Raw genomic sequence first — 14,954 nt, 5'->3', positions numbered from 1 at the left:
GCGTTTTTTTTATTCAGGGCAGCGCCCCACCGTCGCTCCCGGCAACAGCACCGGTTGCCAGATTTCCTGCAGCCGTTCCGGCGGCGAGCCGGCCAGCAGGGACTGCAGCATTTCGACCATCTTGGCGCCGGCGCGGCGCAGGTCGGGCTGGTCGATGGTGGTGACGTTGATGCCGATCAGGGTGTCTTCCACATTGCCCCAGACGATGACGGAGATTTCCTTGCCGATCTCGATGCCGGCATCCATCAGCGCGCGCACCACGCCCACGCCGGACAGATGGTTGTCGACGATGACGGCCGTGGGACGGGGCGAGCAGGCGAGCAATTGCTGCATCGCCTGGTAGCCGCTGCGGCGATCAAAGGTATTGTCGAGCAGATAGGCGGGATCGACCGGCAAGCCCGCTTGCGCCATACAGCGGATAAAGCTTTCCTTGCGCTCATACGCAAAATGCAGATCCAGCGGCGCGCTCAGCAAGGCGATGCGCTGGTGGCCGTGCGCCGCCAGGAAAGACACGGCCAGGTCGATGCCCGTGTCGTTGTCGTAGTCAAAATAGGCATACGGCGCATTGATGCGCGTGCGGCCATTCGCCACAAAGGGAAAACCCACTTTCGTCAGGTAGGCGATGCGCTCGTCGACCACCTTGGTGCGGCCCACCACCAGGCCATCGACCTGGCGTCCGCGCACCATGTTTTCATACGAAGGCTGTTCGTTCTGCGGCGACACGGGAGCGATGATCAAGCTCATCTTCGACGCTTCGACGGCGTCGGACATGCCATTGACCACGGAAAGAAAGACGCTGTCGCCCAGGTCGCTGGGCAGCAGCGGATAGATCATGCCGAGCACATTGGTGCGGCCGACGGCCAGGCTGCGCGCGAGCGGATTGGGCCGGTAGCCGACTTTCTTGGCGGCGGCCAGGACGATTTCACGGGTGCGGGAATTGACTTCCGGATAGCCGTTCAACGCCCTGCTGACTGTCGTTTTCGACATGCCGAGGGCAATTGCGAGGCTCTTGAGATTCATGTTAACTACCTGTCTGTGTGGCAAAAGAAACCAACTCTGACCGTCCATTATAGCCGAGAGCGCCAAACAGGCCGCGCATTAGCGGGCACAGACATGGTATAAAAACAACAATACATTGACTATCTAAAAAGCAACGTTTTAAATGTGAGCACTTGTGCCTCTCTACAGCACGGCGTCACCGATGGCAGAGAAACAATGCTCTCAGGCGACAGCATGTGCTCACTTCGACAATCACTTGCTCACCTTCGGCATGCCGCTTCGGCAACATAGGGCGCGCGCGATAGCCTTATCAAGAAAACATAATGACTGGAACTGTGCGAGAATTTGTCCTACTCTTGATTCAGGTAAAGGTTACCGCCAGGCATGTTGCGTCTGGTGCGGCACATGGCCTGGGCCTTCCCCCTTCCCTGTACGCCTGGACATACTTTCAAAGGTGAACAATGTGGTATCGCTAACGTCCGTCAAAAACTTGCAAGCCTCGCTGGCCACGGCGCAGCGCAGGGTCGAACAAGGCCAGAACCAGGTGCAGCGCGACAGCGAACAGCTGGCGCAAAGCCGCCAGTTGCTGGCGCGGGAACAGGAATCGCTGAGCCAGACGCAACGCAGCAGCCAGCAAGCGCAGGCCGATGCCCCGGCCGCCATCAAGGCGCCGCAGCTGGACCAGGCGATCAAGGTGGCCGTGCCGCAACAAGCGGCCCCGGCCGCACCGAAAAGCACGCCCCAGCTGAACGGCTATGGCCAGACCCTGGGACGCCTGATCGACGTGACGGCCTGAGCCAGCGTTACCGCGCCATCTCTTCTTCCAGCATCGCCAGCCACCATTTTTCGCCTTTTTTCGGCTGCGCCAGGTCGACCGCTTCGCCCATCTGCGGCGTGGCCAGGTTCACGCCCTGCTTGGCCGCCAGCCCCGTGATGCGGTCGAACGGTTCGTGCCAGGCGTGCAGACCCAGGTCAAACGTGCCGTTGTGCACGGGCATGAGCCACTTTCCGCGCAAGTCCAGGTGGGCTTGCAGGGTTTCCTCGGGCTGCATGTGCACGTCTGGCCACAGCTTGTCGTAGGCGCCCGTCTCGATCATGGTCACGTCGAAGGGGCCGTACTTGTCACCGATCTGCTTGAAACCGCCGAAATAGCCGGAGTCGCCGCTGAAAAACACGCGCACCTGGGGCGCATCGATGACCCACGAGGCCCACAAGGTTTGATTGCCGTCAAGCAGGCCGCGCCCCGAGAAATGCTGCGACGGCGTGGCGACGAGTTTCACGCCGGCAATCGTCGTGCCTTGCCACCAGTCGAATTGCTGCACCTTTTCCTTCGGTACGCCCCATTCGACGAGGGTATCGCCCACGCCCAGCGGCGCGACGAAATGTTCCGTCTTGGCGGCCAGTTGCAGCACGGCGGCATAGTCGAGGTGGTCGTAATGGTTGTGCGACAGGATGATGGCCTTGATCGGCGGCAAGTCGGCAATGCTGATGGGCGGCTGGTGGAAACGCTTCGGTCCCGCCCACTGCACCGGCGAGGCCCGTTCCGAAAACACGGGGTCGGTGAGGAAGAATTCATTGTTCAGTTTCAGCAGCAGGGTCGAATGGCCGAGGCGAAACAGGCTGTTGTCGGGCGCGGCCAGCAGCTGCGCCCGGGTCAAGGCTTGCACGGGCACGGCAGCGGCCGGCACCGTGCTGTCCGGCTTGTCAAAGACAAACGTCCACAGCAATTTGAGCGTGGCCGCCGTGCCCAGCTTGTACATTTCCACGGGATTGCGGAACTTGCCTTCGTGGCGTTGTGGGGATTCAGCGGGCGCGGCAGGCGCGGCGCGCAAGGTGCAAGAACTCATGATGATCAGGACTCCCAGAAAGAAGAAACGACGTGCGGCTCGGTGCAAGTGCATATGTGGTCCGGCAAGGAATTAACAAGGATTAAATTACACTACACAGTGTAGTTCCTGTTTCAAGCAAAGTAAACCAGGAGGTGTAAAATATTGTTTTGAAAGGAGTTTTCGCCATGGTCTCTCTGCAACGCCTCACCGACCGCAAGCGCGTAGCCATCGTCGATGCCGCCATCGCCGAGTTTCGCGACCACGGTTTTGATGCGACCAGCATGGACAGGATCGCTGCCACGGCCGCCGTTTCCAAGCGCACCGTGTACAACCATTTCCCCAGCAAGGATGAGTTGTTCGCGGAAATCCTGCAGCGCATGTGGGAAAGCAGCGTGGCCCAGCCAGCCGTGCCCTATGTTGCCGACCAGCCGCTGCGGCCGCAAGTGCTGGCCCTGGTCGAGCAGAAAATGGAATTGCTGTGCGATCCGGCCTTCATCGACCTGGCACGCGTGATCTTTGGCGAAACCATCCACTCGCCCGAGCGCGCGCAAGCCATGGTGGCGCGCCTGAATGAGAAGGAAACGGGCTTGAATATCTGGATCCGCGCGGCGCAGCAAGACGGGCGCATCAAGGCGGGCGAGACCCTGGAAGTGGGGCATTTGCTGATGGCGCCGCTGAAGACCTTTGCCTTCTGGCCGCAGATCACCCTGGGCGAGCCTCTGCTGGGCCCGGCGCGCCGGCGCGAAGTGACGGAACTGGCCGTCGATATCTTCCTGTGCTACTACGGCGTGGCAAAACAGACGGTATAAACGGGCGGCAAATGGGCGGACAGCGTCTGCCAGTGTTCGCCCTCGTCGCCGGAATACCAGGCGCCGCCCGTCGTCGACGCCATCAATAAACTGCGCCCATCGTCGGCCAGCGCCAGCCCGTGGCGGTAGACGAGGTCATAGCAATACTGCTGCGGCAAGCCCGCGCGCAACACCTCGAACGTCTTCCCGCCATCGCGCGTGCGCGTGACGGCCAGCGCGCCATCCTGCGGGATGCGCAGCACGTCCGCCTGCGCCGGCACGAACCAGGCCGTATCGCCATCGCGCGGATGCACGGCCACGGCAAAGCCGAAATGCGACAGCGGCGCAGTCGTCACTTCCTGCCAGTGCCAGCCGGCATCGTCCGAACGCCAGATGCCGTTATGGTGCTGGCACCACAGCGCGTCCGGCGTGCCGGCGCTGCGCACGATGCGGTGCGGGTCTTGCACGGCTTCGTTTTCATCGAGCTCGGGCGGCATGTAGTCGGCGCGCATGCCCGTCGCGCTCAAGGCCCAGCTGGCGCCGCCATCGAGCGTTTGCCACACGCCGCCGCAGGACACGCCGACCAGCACTTTGTTGCTGTCGCGCGGGTCGACGCAGATGCTGTGGATGCCAGGCACGTCGTAGCCGCCGCCAAACCACTGCGCCCGCTGCGGCACGTTCCACAAGGACTCCACCAGCTGCCAGCTCTCGCCGCGGTCGTTGGAACGGAACAGGCCGCCAGGCAAAGTCCCCGCCCACAGCACGCCGGGCTGGTCCGCGCCAGCGGCCGCCAGCGACCATATCTGCCGCAAGGTCCAGTCGACGGTATCCGTGCTGCCTTCCGGCTTGGCGGGATAGGCGGGCACGGCAACTTCCTGCCACGCGCTGGCGCCCGCGTCAAGGCGGTGCAGCTTGGCGCCGAAGTGACCCAGGTTCAGGGCCGCGTACAAGGCGCCGTCGCGGCCATCGTGCAGCAGCATGGAGACGGGATCGCCGGCAAACTGCACCAGCGCCAGCTGCCAGGCGCCGGCCGCATCGACGTCGAACTGGAACAGCCCCTTGCGGGTGCCGAGATACGCGCGTTGCGCCATGCCTTGTCCCATGCTTAACCTCCAGAAAGTGCCTGCAAGATATACACCTGACTGTCGGGCAGCAAGGCGTCGTCCAGTGCGCGCCGCTCGCTGCAGCGCACCCCGTCGATGAAGATCACGACGTTGGCGCGCAACGCGCCCTGCTCGTCGAGCACGTAGCCGCGCAGGCGCGGATGCTGGACGAACGCGGCATCGAGGGCGGCGCGCAGCCGTGGCGCGGCCACGTCCACCGTGGGGACGTCGAGGAAACGTGCCAGCTGTTGGGTAAAATGCAAGTGCGCCATGCTGCCCTTCGACATCATCGACCTGGTGCTCATTCTAGTCCGATTCGCGGACGATACAATGGCGTATGTCCTAAAATACAGGCAAGCACACAAGGAGGCCAGGCATGACGATTACCCCGGAAGAATTAGCGGTGCTGATGCAGGAAGTGGAAGTGGCCGACCCCATCGATTTTGCCGACCTGCCCTTCAACGAGCAGGAATTGCGCGGCCTGATCGCCAACCACCTGTGCGAGATGGCCGACGCCATGGAAAGTTTTACGCCGGAAGACCGCAACCTGGCCTTGCTGGCCGTGGCGGCCAAGCTGGTGCTGGAAAACCTCGTCTTGCACGTGCAACTGCTGCGCCGCCACGGTTTACCCGTGAGCGACAGCGTGGATGCGCTGCTGCAGCGTCTCAAGGGCGGCAAGCCAACGTGAATCAGGTGCCCGTGCGCACGGCCCGCGCCTGCACGGTGAGATCGCTTTCGGCCACGGCCACGCAAGGCAGGATATAGCCGTCGAGCCGTTCATCGGGGCTGATGCCGGGCCAGTCCACCGTGTAGCGCACTTTTCCCTCTGGCATGTGACAGAGGCACGTGCGGCAAGTGCCATTGCGGCAGGAACTGAGCAGGCGGATGCCGGCCAGCTCGGCGGCGGCCAGGATGGTCGTACCCGCTTCGGCCGGGAATTGCCAGCCTTGCGGGACGATGGTGATGGTAAAGGTGGTCAGGGGCGCGCTCATGCGCCCAGTTTAACAGTCCGCCAGCGCCGTCCAGCTCGCGCCCGCCGCATGGCTGCGCAGCACGGCTTCGGCAAAGGCCAGGCCCGCCACGCCATCGGTGACCGTCGGCAGCCAGCTCGCTTCCCTGGGCACGGGCAAGCCCGCTTGCAGGGCGCGGATGGCCAGGGCCGCATCCAGATACAGCTGGGCGAACGCTTCCAGATAGCCTTCCGGATGGCCGGCCGGCACGCGCGTGGCGTGGCGCGCGGCCGCGCTGTCGACGCGCCCCGGGCGCAACAGCTGGCGGTTGCCGCCCTGCGGCGTACACCACAGTTCATTCGGCTGTTCCTGGTCGAAATCGAGCTGCGCCTTGCTGCCGAACAGGCGCAGGCGCACCGTGTTTTCGCAACCGGTCGCCACCTGGCTGGCCCACAAGGTTCCCTTGGCCCCATTCGCGTAGCGCAACATCACCTGCACGTGGTCGTCCAGGGTACGGTTCGGTACAAACGTCGACAGTTCCGCCAGCACGGATTGCGGCGTCAATCCGCTGACGAACTGCGCCAGGTGATACGCGTGCAGCCCCACGTCAAGCAGGGTGCCGCCGGGACCGGCCTTGTGCGGATCGTTATGCCAGTTGCCTTCGCTCATGCCGCCAGCCGCGATGGCATCGGCCAGCCAGTCCTGCGAATACTCGACTTGCACGAGGCGCAGCTCTCCAATCTCGCCCGCCTCGACCATGGCTTTCGCATGGCGCAGCAGCGGGTAGCCGCTGTAGGTATGCGTGAGCGCAAACAGCAAATTTTTGCGTTGCGCCAGCGCCGCCAGCGCCTGCCCCTCCGCCAGAGAGATGCCCAGCGGCTTGTCGCAGATCACGTGGATGCCCGCTTCCATGAACGCCGTGGCGACGGGCGCATGCAAGTGATTCGGCGTGACGATGGCCACGGCCTCGATGCCGTCCGCCCTGGCGGCCTCCGCCTGCGCCATGGCGCGGTAATCGCTGTAGCAGCGCTCCGGCGACAGATGCAGCGCGGCGCCGCTGTCGCGCGCGCGCTGCGGGTCGGACGACAGGGCACCGGCCACCAGTTCGTACTGGTCGTCGATGCGCGCCGCGATGCGGTGCACGGCGCCGATGAATGCGCCCTGCCCGCCCCCTACCATGCCCAGCCGTAAGCGTCGCTGCATGTCGTTTCCTTAGCTCAAGCCGAGCAAATGATTGATCTGATGTTGATCCACCGCGCTGCCGGCGAAATCGTCGAACGCGCGTTCGGCCACGTGGATGATGTGTTCGCGAATGAAACGCGCCCCTTCGGCCGCCCCGTCCTCGGGATGCTTCAGGCAGCATTCCCATTCCAGCACGGCCCAGCCGGGAAAGTCGTACTGCGCCATCTTCGAAAAGATCGCCTTGAAATCGATCTGCCCGTCGCCCAGCGAACGGAAGCGCCCGGCGCGGTCTTGCCAGTCAGCATAGCCGCCATACGCGCCCTGGCGCCCGTTCGGCCTGAATTCCGCATCCTTGACATGGAAGGCCTTGATGCGCGCGTGATAGATGTCGATGAATGCCAGGTAATCGAGCTGCTGCAGCACGAAGTGGCTGGGGTCATACAGAATCGACGCGCGCGGGTGGTCGTTGACGGCGGCCAGAAAGCGCTCGAAGGTCACGCCGTCGTGCAAGTCCTCGCCCGGATGCAGTTCATAGCAGACGTCCACGCCAGCGGCATCGAAGGCGTCGAGGATGGGCAGCCAGCGCTTTGCCAGTTCCGCGAACGCCGTCTCCACCAGGCCGGCCGGGCGCTGCGGCCACGGGTACAGATACGGCCAGGCCAGCGCGCCGGAAAACGTCACATGCGCCTTGAGGCCCAGGCGCTGCGAAGCGGTAGCCGCCCACAGCAGTTGCTGCGTGGCCCAGGCCGTGCGCGCAGCCGGATCGCCACGCACGTGTTCCGGAGCAAAGCCGTCGAACAGCGCGTCATAGGCGGGATGCACGGCGATCAGCTGGCCCTGCAAATGCGTCGACAATTCCGTCACCTGCAAGCCGTGGCGTGCCAGCAGGGCGACCACGTCGTCGCAGTACTGCTGGCTGGCCGCCGCCTGTTCCAGGTCGAACAGGCGCGGCGCCGTGGGCAGCTGCAAGCCCTTGTAACCGAGGCCGGCCGCCCATTGCGCCAGGTGCTCGAGCGAGTCGAACGGCGGCTCGTCGCCGAGAAACTGGGCCAGGAAAATGGCCGGGCCCTGGATGGTTTTCATGTCTATGTCCTGTTAACCCAAACCGAAACCCGGGGTCGTACCCTGAGGGTACGACCCCAGCCCTTGTTTTGGGGTGTCGTTAAAAAGGCGAGTTCGGAAAGTAGAACTGCTTGGCGTTCTCGCGCGTGATCAGCACCGAGGGGATGATCGTATTGGCTGGCAATTTATCACCTTTCAGGCGCGCTTCCGTCGTCAGCTTGATGGCGTCGTACATGAACTTGGGCGAGTACGACACGTCGGCCACGATCAGCGGGTCGGAACCGTCCATGATCTTTTTCACGGCGCCCTTCGCGCCCGCGCCGCCGAACACTTGCTTGATGTCCGTGCGCTTCGCTTGCGCGATGGCTTTCTGTACGCCGATGGCCATGTCGTCATCGGCGGCCCAGACGGCGTCGATCTGCTTGAAGCGCGTCAGGTAATCCTGCATGACCTTGAACGCGTCGTCGCGGTTCCAGTTGCCATACTTGGCGTCCAGCACCTTGATGTCGGGATGGCCCTTCATCACGGCACTGAAGGCATCGTAGCGCTCGTTGTCCAGGGTGGTCGGCATGCCGCGCAGCACGACGATATTGCCCTTGCCATTCAGGCTTTTCGCCAGGTATTCGGCCGGCAGCTTGCCGAAGGCCGTGTTGTCGCCGGCGATGTAGGCATCCTGCGACTGCGTGTTCGTCAAGCCACGGTCGACCACGGTGACGTAGACGCCCTTGTTTTTCACTTGCGCCACGGGCTGCGTCAGCGAGGCCGATTCGATGGGGAAGATCACCAGGGTGTTGATCTTGTTGACCGTCAACATGTCCTGCAACTGGTTCGCCTGCTCGGGCGCCGTGGCGGCCGTCTTGACGATGATTTTCACGCCCGGATGGGCTTTTTCCAGTTCCGCCTTGGCCTGGTTCGCCCACCAGACGATGCCGGAAGTAAAGCTGTGCGTGGCCGTGGGGATGGCCACGCCCACCACCAATTTCTCGGCCGCCTGCGCCGGCCCCATCGCCCACGCCTGCATCACCAGCACTGCCATCCCTGCTACCCGTATAAAGCTCTTCATGCTGCTCTCCTCCAAGGTTGTGGGCGCCCGTTGGCTGCCCTTTCAGAACGCCGCTGTGTTTTTATTTGCGGCCTCGCTGCAGGAAGGCGACGGCGATGATCACCACGCCTTGCACTGCGGCATTCAGGTAGACACTGATGATGCTGGTCAAATTCAGGATATTGCTGATCACGGACAAGAGGATGGCGCCGATCACGGTGCCGACGATGCGCCCTTCTCCTCCTTTCAGCGCCGTGCCGCCCACGACGACGGCGGCAATGGCTTCGAGTTCCCACAGCAAGCCCGTCGTCGGCGTAGCCGAGCCCAGGCGCGGCACGTACAGCACCGTGGCGATGCCCACGCACACGCCCAAGAGCATGTAGGTGGCGATCTTGACTCTATCGACATTGATGGCCGCATAGCGCGCCACTTGTTCGTTGGAACCAATCGCCTGCACGTGACGGCCAAACGTCGTGCGGTTGAGGATGATGGCGCCGGCCGCGGCGACGAATAAAAAGATCCAGATCGGTATCGGCGCGCCCAGCACGCTCGTGTAGTAGACGGGGCTGTACAGCTCGGACAGGGTGGCGTCCAGGGTCAGCGCGCCGCCATCGGCCAAGTAGGTGAGTACGGCGCGGAAGATGCCCAGCGTGCCCAGGGTCACGATGAACGGTTCGATATTGCCCTTGCTGATCAACAAGCCATGCATCAGGCCAAAACCGGCGCCCAGGACGAGGGCCATGGCGATGCCCAGCACCAGCATGGTGATCGGCGCCAGGTCGCCGCCCGCGCCTTGCGCCAGCGCATTCATGAAATAGATCATGCAGCCGGCGATCAGGGCCGCCATGGAGCCGACCGATAAATCGATGCCGCCCGAGATAATCACGAAAGTCATGCCGACGGCGATGATACCGATGAAAGCCGTGCGCGTGAGCACGTTCATCAGGTTGTCGAGGGTGGCGAAGTCGCCGTTGAGCAAGGTGCCCGCGATGCACAGAGATAACAGGCCCAACACGGGGCCAAAGCCCTTGATGCGCGCGCCAAATTGGGCCAGGGGGGATACGCTCGTATCAGTGCGTGCCGGTTGCATGGGCAATCAACTCCTCTTCGGTCAGGTGGTCAGCAGACAGGGTGGCTTGCAAGGTGCCGGCGCGCATCACGGCGACCCGGTGGCACAGGCCAATCAATTCGATCAGTTCGGATGAAATCACGATCACGGCGCGCCCTTCGGCGGCCAGGCGGTGGATCAAAAAGTAAATGTCGCGCTTGGCGCCCACGTCCACGCCGCGGCTCGGTTCATCGAGCACGACGACACGCGGGTCCGAATGCAGGTATTTCGCCAGCGCCAGCTTTTGCTGGTTGCCGCCGGACAGCATGCGCGCGCGGCTGTCCAGGTCGCCCGTGCGAATATTGAAATCCTCGACGGCCTTGGCCAGCGCCGCCTTTTCCCCTGCCACATCGAGCCAGGGCCGCGCATAGCGCTCCATCGTCATCATCGTGAGGTTTTCGCGCAAGCCCAGGTTGACGTGCAAGCCCTTGCCCTTGCGGTCTTCGCTCAGATAGGTCATGCCGTGCTGCATGGCTTGCTTGGGGGTACGGATATCCACCGGCCGGCCATTGAGTTCGATCGTGCCCGCGCTGCGCGGACGCAAGCCCAACAAGGCCTCGAACGATTCCGTGCGCCCCGCGCCCACCAGGCCCGCAAAGCCCAGCACTTCGCCGGCGCGCACCTCGAACGACAGCTCCTTGGCCCAGCCGGGCACGCACAAGCCCTCCACTTTCAGCAACACAGGAGCGTCTTTCGCCAGCGCCACCTTGACCGGGAACATGTCCGACAATTCGCGTCCCACCATCAGGTTCGCCATCTGCTGGCGCGTGAGGCTGGACGTCGGCTCGCGCGTGACGAAACGCCCGTCGCGCATGACGATGACCTCGTCCGTGTTGCGCTCCACTTCATCGAGCTTGTGGGAAATGTAGAGGATGGTAACGCCGTCCGCTTTCAGCTGGGCCATGACGGCAAACAGACGCTGGGTTTCCGACGACGTCAGGGTGGCGGTCGGCTCATCCATGATCAAAAAGCGGGCGCGGCGCGACAGGGCCTTGGCGATTTCCACCAGCTGCTTCTCGGCGACGATGAGGTCGCGGATCTTCGTGTCGGGCGACACGTCCAGGCCCACCTGTTTCAGATAGCGCGACGCTTCCTCGCGCATGGCGGCCTCGTCCAGCAGCCAGCCGCGCGTCTTTTCGTGGCCGAGGAACATGTTCTGCGCCACCGTCAGGTGTTCGGCCAGGTTGAATTCCTGGTGGATCAGCACGATGCCGGCGGACTCCGCCGCGCGCGAATTCATGAAACGCTGGGGCTGGCCATCGATCAGCAGCTGGCCTTCGCTCACGCCTTCGTAGCCGGCGAGGATTTTCATCAGGGTCGACTTGCCGGCGCCATTTTCACCCAGCAAGCCATACACGCGCCCCGGCGACAAGGTAAAACTGACGCCATGCAAGACGCGCACGGGGCCGAAATCCTTGCAGACCCCCTCGAAACCGACGGCAACGCTCACTATGCACTCCCTCGCAGAATTAATTGGTGTTGCAGCAGCACGCCCGGCACTTGGGCCGCCGGGTCCGCCAGGCGTTGCAGCAATAATCGCGCCGCCGTCTCGCCCAGCTCGCGCATCGGCTGGGCGATCGTGGTCAAGCCGGGGTCGATCTGCGCGGCGATGGCGATATCGTCGAAACCGATGACGGCCACGTCTTCGGGCACGCGTTTGTTCAGCTGGCGCAGCGCGCTCAAGACGCCAATGGCCAGGGTGTCGGACACGGCAAAGATGGCCGTCGGTGCGTCGGGCTGCGCCATCATCTTCAGGGTAGCAGCCGTGCCCGCTTCGTAATCGAGGCTTTGCACCGTGTGCACCCACTGCGGCTGCACGGGCAGGCCGGCCGCCGCCAGGGTATCCAGATAGCCTTGCTGGCGTTGCCGCGCGTACAGATAGCGTTCATCGGAGTTGATCAACCCGATGCGCGTGTGGCCGCGCGCCAGCAGATGCGCGACGGCGTCCGAGGCGGCCCGGTGGTTGTCGATGCCGACATAGGGCACGGCCACGGCGGGGTCGAATTCGCAGCAGGCCACCCATGGCAGGCTGACGGATTCATGCGACAAGGCATGTTGCACCGTGTCCGGGTCAAGGCAGATGGCGCCGTCGGCGCGGTGCATGCGCAGCAAGTCGAAATACGAGCGCTCGCGGCCGGCATCGGCGCCCGTATCGCACAGCAGCACGAAGTAACCGTGTTCGCGCGCCACCGTATCGATGCCGCGCACGATCTGCGCATAGAAGGGGTTGCCCACGTCGGGCACCATGGTCAAGAGCATGCGGCTCTCGGCCGTGCGCAGGCTGCGCGCCAGGTGGTTCATGCGGTAGCCGAGCGCGGCAACCGACGCCAGTACCTTGTCGCGCGTGGGCGCCCGCACGCCCGCCTGCTCGTTCATCACGCGCGAGACGGTGGCCACCGACACGCCCGCATGCGCGGCGACGGCGCTGATGGAGACGGTTTCTGTCGGCAAAGGAGAAGGAAGGGTTGCAGGCATGGCGCTTTTCAAGCAAATGTAATCGATTACATTTATAAGCCAGCGCGCCGCGCGATGCAAACATTATCGATGCTGCGATGCGCAAAAAAAGGCCCTGTGCTGGCCACCATCAATACATATTTTCGGGGCTGGAGCGTCAGTGCTGCGGGGCAAAATGGCTTATCAGGGGAGAAATGGGCACCGACAATATCTGCTCGGTACCCAAGCCATGACCCAACGACATAGATCAGGGGTAACTTGCCTGGATCCGCTGGGCCGTAGGGACTTACCAGTCCTTGTCGCCACCAACCGCAGTGGCATTTTTGGCGGCAGCGGCGGATGTACTGCGTTTCACTTCGGTTTTCACTGGCGCCACTACAGGCTCAGTCTTGACGATGGCCTTCTCTACCGGTGCCGCTTCCCGCACCTGCAGCGCGCCTGCGGCGATGCCATCGAGTTTGATTTTGACGTTTTCCAGGACGCCATACGACAAGTTCGGCGCCACGCGCTCGATACGGACCTCGCAGCACAGTTTTTCCATATTGCCCAGTGACTGGCCGGTTTGCGGATCCTTGATCTCCTTGCCTTGCTGATACACACGATAGCGGCCGTTTTCCACCACGGCGTTACCACCCTGGCTCAACACAACGTTGTCGCCATCGCGCTCAACGATGGAAATGGGAAAAGTGCGCAGCAGGATAGCCTCGGTAGCCTGTTTGACGATCGCGGCCTGCATGTTCTTCAGCGTCTGGCTCTCATTGAAGTTACTGCCCAGGGTCGTGGCGGCAATCGCTGGCGGCTCACCACGCAGGGTGGTCGATTGCAGGATCTGTCGCGTAGCCAGATTGATCATGCGTTGCGAGACCGACCAGGCACCGGCATAGGACACCAGTTCGCGGTCCGAGGTCTGCAGCTTGCGTGCATGACGCTGGTAAGCGAATTCATTGACCACGCCAACCCACACCAGATCCGCGCTCAGCGCCTGTCCCAGCTTGGCAAGGTCGGTACTCGGGGAATTACCCGAGGTAATCATATTCAATTCATCCTGCAACTCGCCCTCAAACTGGCGATCTAGCACGGTAAAGCGGCCCGTTTGCGACAAGGCGTCAATGATCTGCTGGCGGATCGGCGCCAGTACTTCCTGCGCCGGCACCGCGCGTCCGCCAATGTTGAAGCTGACTTGCTCGCTGCGCAGCGGCGCCACGACGATCTTAATCTTGCCACTATCGGCTGGCGCCTTGAATTTGGCAATGCGCGCTTCGATCTCCACCTTGTAAAGACCGCCTTTGGAAAACGGCGATGCCACGTCAACCACCTTGAACGAGGACACCACGCCCTTCGATTGACTGATGATCTGCTCGGCAAATGCCTGGCCCTGCATGGTCGCTTTCATACTGGCGCTCCCCGAACCGGCCGTCGAATCGACATCGAGCGTTGCCGTCACTTGCTCAAACATACTCGCATTGCTTGAATTGGCTTGCACCGCGGCACCATTGACTTGCATGATGGCCAGCTTGAGCGCGTCATTGAGCGCGGCACCGGGCGAAATGCCGCTGCCGGTTGCCGTTGTAATGACTTGCTCAACCTGTCCGACGTCAGGTGTCTGCGTCAGCTTAGGCGCGCTTGACGCAACAGACGGCTGCGCAGCTTTCTCGCCGCAGCCAGCCAAGCCCAGGGCGATACTCAGCAGTATGGCCGGCATACCGGATTTCATTGTGATCTTCATAGGCAATTCCATTGTCCAAAAAAAAGGGCGAACCAGTCGCCCTGCTATCTTTCCTATCCCGTTCTTGACTTACAGCAATGCCGTCGCGTCGCTGGCTTCTTTTGGCAGCGGAATATTATTGTTCTTGGCAAAATCAATCGCCACTTTCAAGGTGCTGCCGACGGCCTTGATCGACGACGGCAGGTTTTGCGCGATAAACAGGGCCGAATTGGCCGACGCGCCCAGTGCGGTGACCGATGGCTTGAAGCTGCCGACATCCTTGCTCATGCCGACGTACTGGATCACGCCTTTCGACAGATCAATCAGTCCTTCCGTGAAGCGCTGCTTGCTCGCATCATCCATGGCTACTTTCTTGCCCTTCATTTGTTCTTCCAGCAGTTTGCTGTTTTCGCTTTGCATCTTGCTCGCACCTTGGAGGCTATCCTTGGTGGCGCCCTCGGTCAGGTTCTGCGCTTCCAAGGCGGCCTTGTCCGACTGTTCCTTCAAACCAAACGCGGCCAGCATGGTGGCATCGGCTTTCATGACGCTTTGCGTACCGCCGACATATTTCTTGACGATCTGCTCGGCTGTAACTCCCTTGCCGCCGCCCAGCGCACCGGACAGGCCACCGAATTGAGCCGATGCCAGGCTCGAAACTGCCAACAGGGTCGCACCCAACAATGCGGAAATACGGATATGCTTCATGACTTGCCTTTTTATAAGAAGAATGGG

General features: G+C 62.5%; 16 protein-coding genes. 3 read left to right on the top strand and 13 right to left on the bottom strand.

The annotated features are described in order from the left end of the window. Window positions 1-9: 9 nt before the first annotated feature. On the bottom strand, window positions 10-1,020 hold the full coding sequence (locus CLU90_RS19675; protein ID WP_100428749.1) for a substrate-binding domain-containing protein: 1,011 nt from the start codon (window positions 1,018-1,020) through the stop codon (window positions 10-12). Window positions 1,021-1,462: 442 nt separating this feature from the next. On the opposite strand from CLU90_RS19675, the gene CLU90_RS19670 reads away from it, so the two are divergent. Continuing rightward, window positions 1,463-1,795 carry a hypothetical protein gene (locus CLU90_RS19670; protein WP_157808864.1) on the top strand — a complete coding sequence of 111 codons (333 nt, stop codon included), beginning with the start codon at window positions 1,463-1,465 and terminating at the stop codon, window positions 1,793-1,795. A gap of 7 nt (window positions 1,796-1,802) precedes the next feature. Here the strand turns inward: CLU90_RS19670 and CLU90_RS19665 are convergent, their stop codons facing one another. After that, window positions 1,803-2,846, bottom strand: coding sequence for an MBL fold metallo-hydrolase (locus CLU90_RS19665; RefSeq protein WP_100428747.1), 1,044 nt, complete (start codon window positions 2,844-2,846; stop codon window positions 1,803-1,805). Between the two features lie 167 nt (window positions 2,847-3,013). On the opposite strand from CLU90_RS19665, the gene CLU90_RS19660 reads away from it, so the two are divergent. Continuing rightward, entirely contained in the window at window positions 3,014-3,637 is a 624-nt protein-coding gene (locus tag CLU90_RS19660; RefSeq protein WP_100428746.1) for a TetR/AcrR family transcriptional regulator, read from the top strand. Here the strand turns inward: CLU90_RS19660 and CLU90_RS19655 are convergent. Beyond that, the gene (locus tag CLU90_RS19655; protein WP_100429516.1) at window positions 3,610-4,707 is read right to left on the bottom strand and encodes a sialidase; all 1,098 of its coding nucleotides are present in this window, start codon (window positions 4,705-4,707) and stop codon (window positions 3,610-3,612) included. The genes CLU90_RS19660 and CLU90_RS19655 overlap by 28 nt on opposite strands. 14 nt (window positions 4,708-4,721) lie before the next feature. Further along, window positions 4,722-4,991, bottom strand: coding sequence for a MoaD/ThiS family protein (locus CLU90_RS19650; RefSeq protein WP_092713648.1), 270 nt, complete (start codon window positions 4,989-4,991; stop codon window positions 4,722-4,724). A gap of 104 nt (window positions 4,992-5,095) precedes the next feature. Here CLU90_RS19650 and CLU90_RS19645 point away from each other — a divergent pair, with 104 nt between their 5' ends. Further along, window positions 5,096-5,407: a hypothetical protein gene (locus tag CLU90_RS19645; RefSeq protein WP_092713426.1), complete on the top strand. Its 312-nt coding sequence runs from the start codon at window positions 5,096-5,098 to the stop codon at window positions 5,405-5,407. Between the two features lies 1 nt (window position 5,408). Here the strand turns inward: CLU90_RS19645 and CLU90_RS19640 are convergent, their stop codons facing one another. The 9 genes from CLU90_RS19640 to CLU90_RS19600 form a co-directional block, all read right to left on the bottom strand. After that, window positions 5,409-5,711 carry a 2Fe-2S iron-sulfur cluster-binding protein gene (locus tag CLU90_RS19640; RefSeq protein WP_100428745.1) on the bottom strand — a complete coding sequence of 101 codons (303 nt, stop codon included), beginning with the start codon at window positions 5,709-5,711 and terminating at the stop codon, window positions 5,409-5,411. 9 nt (window positions 5,712-5,720) lie between these two features. Continuing rightward, entirely contained in the window at window positions 5,721-6,872 is a 1,152-nt protein-coding gene (locus CLU90_RS19635; RefSeq protein WP_232731267.1) for a Gfo/Idh/MocA family protein, read from the bottom strand. Between the two features lie 9 nt (window positions 6,873-6,881). Continuing rightward, the gene (locus CLU90_RS19630) at window positions 6,882-7,934 is read right to left on the bottom strand and encodes a sugar phosphate isomerase/epimerase family protein (protein WP_100428743.1); all 1,053 of its coding nucleotides are present in this window, start codon (window positions 7,932-7,934) and stop codon (window positions 6,882-6,884) included. Window positions 7,935-8,013: 79 nt separating this feature from the next. After that, window positions 8,014-8,949 carry a substrate-binding domain-containing protein gene (locus tag CLU90_RS19625; RefSeq protein WP_442906748.1) on the bottom strand — a complete coding sequence of 312 codons (936 nt, stop codon included), beginning with the start codon at window positions 8,947-8,949 and terminating at the stop codon, window positions 8,014-8,016. 88 nt (window positions 8,950-9,037) lie between these two features. Next, window positions 9,038-10,045, bottom strand: a complete 1,008-nt coding sequence (locus CLU90_RS19620) for an ABC transporter permease (protein ID WP_034752947.1) — start codon at window positions 10,043-10,045, stop codon at window positions 9,038-9,040. Then, the gene (locus CLU90_RS19615; protein WP_100428741.1) at window positions 10,026-11,513 is read right to left on the bottom strand and encodes a sugar ABC transporter ATP-binding protein; all 1,488 of its coding nucleotides are present in this window, start codon (window positions 11,511-11,513) and stop codon (window positions 10,026-10,028) included. The genes CLU90_RS19620 and CLU90_RS19615 overlap by 20 nt, the downstream gene beginning before the upstream one ends. Further along, window positions 11,513-12,538, bottom strand: a complete 1,026-nt coding sequence (locus tag CLU90_RS19610) for a LacI family DNA-binding transcriptional regulator (protein ID WP_100428740.1) — start codon at window positions 12,536-12,538, stop codon at window positions 11,513-11,515. The genes CLU90_RS19615 and CLU90_RS19610 overlap by 1 nt, the downstream gene beginning before the upstream one ends. Window positions 12,539-12,803: 265 nt before the next feature. Then, a complete protein-coding gene (locus tag CLU90_RS19605) occupies window positions 12,804-14,243 on the bottom strand; it encodes a CsgG/HfaB family protein (protein ID WP_157808863.1) in 1,440 nt (479 codons plus the stop codon). A gap of 69 nt (window positions 14,244-14,312) precedes the next feature. After that, window positions 14,313-14,927: a hypothetical protein gene (locus tag CLU90_RS19600; protein WP_092713410.1), complete on the bottom strand. Its 615-nt coding sequence runs from the start codon at window positions 14,925-14,927 to the stop codon at window positions 14,313-14,315. Window positions 14,928-14,954 lie beyond the last annotated feature (27 nt).

Source organism: Janthinobacterium sp. 67, assembly GCF_002797895.1.
Classification (GTDB): Bacteria; Pseudomonadota; Gammaproteobacteria; order Burkholderiales; family Burkholderiaceae_D; genus Janthinobacterium.
Note: the sequence above shows the minus strand (reverse complement) of the source record. Positions and strands in the feature narration are given on the sequence as shown.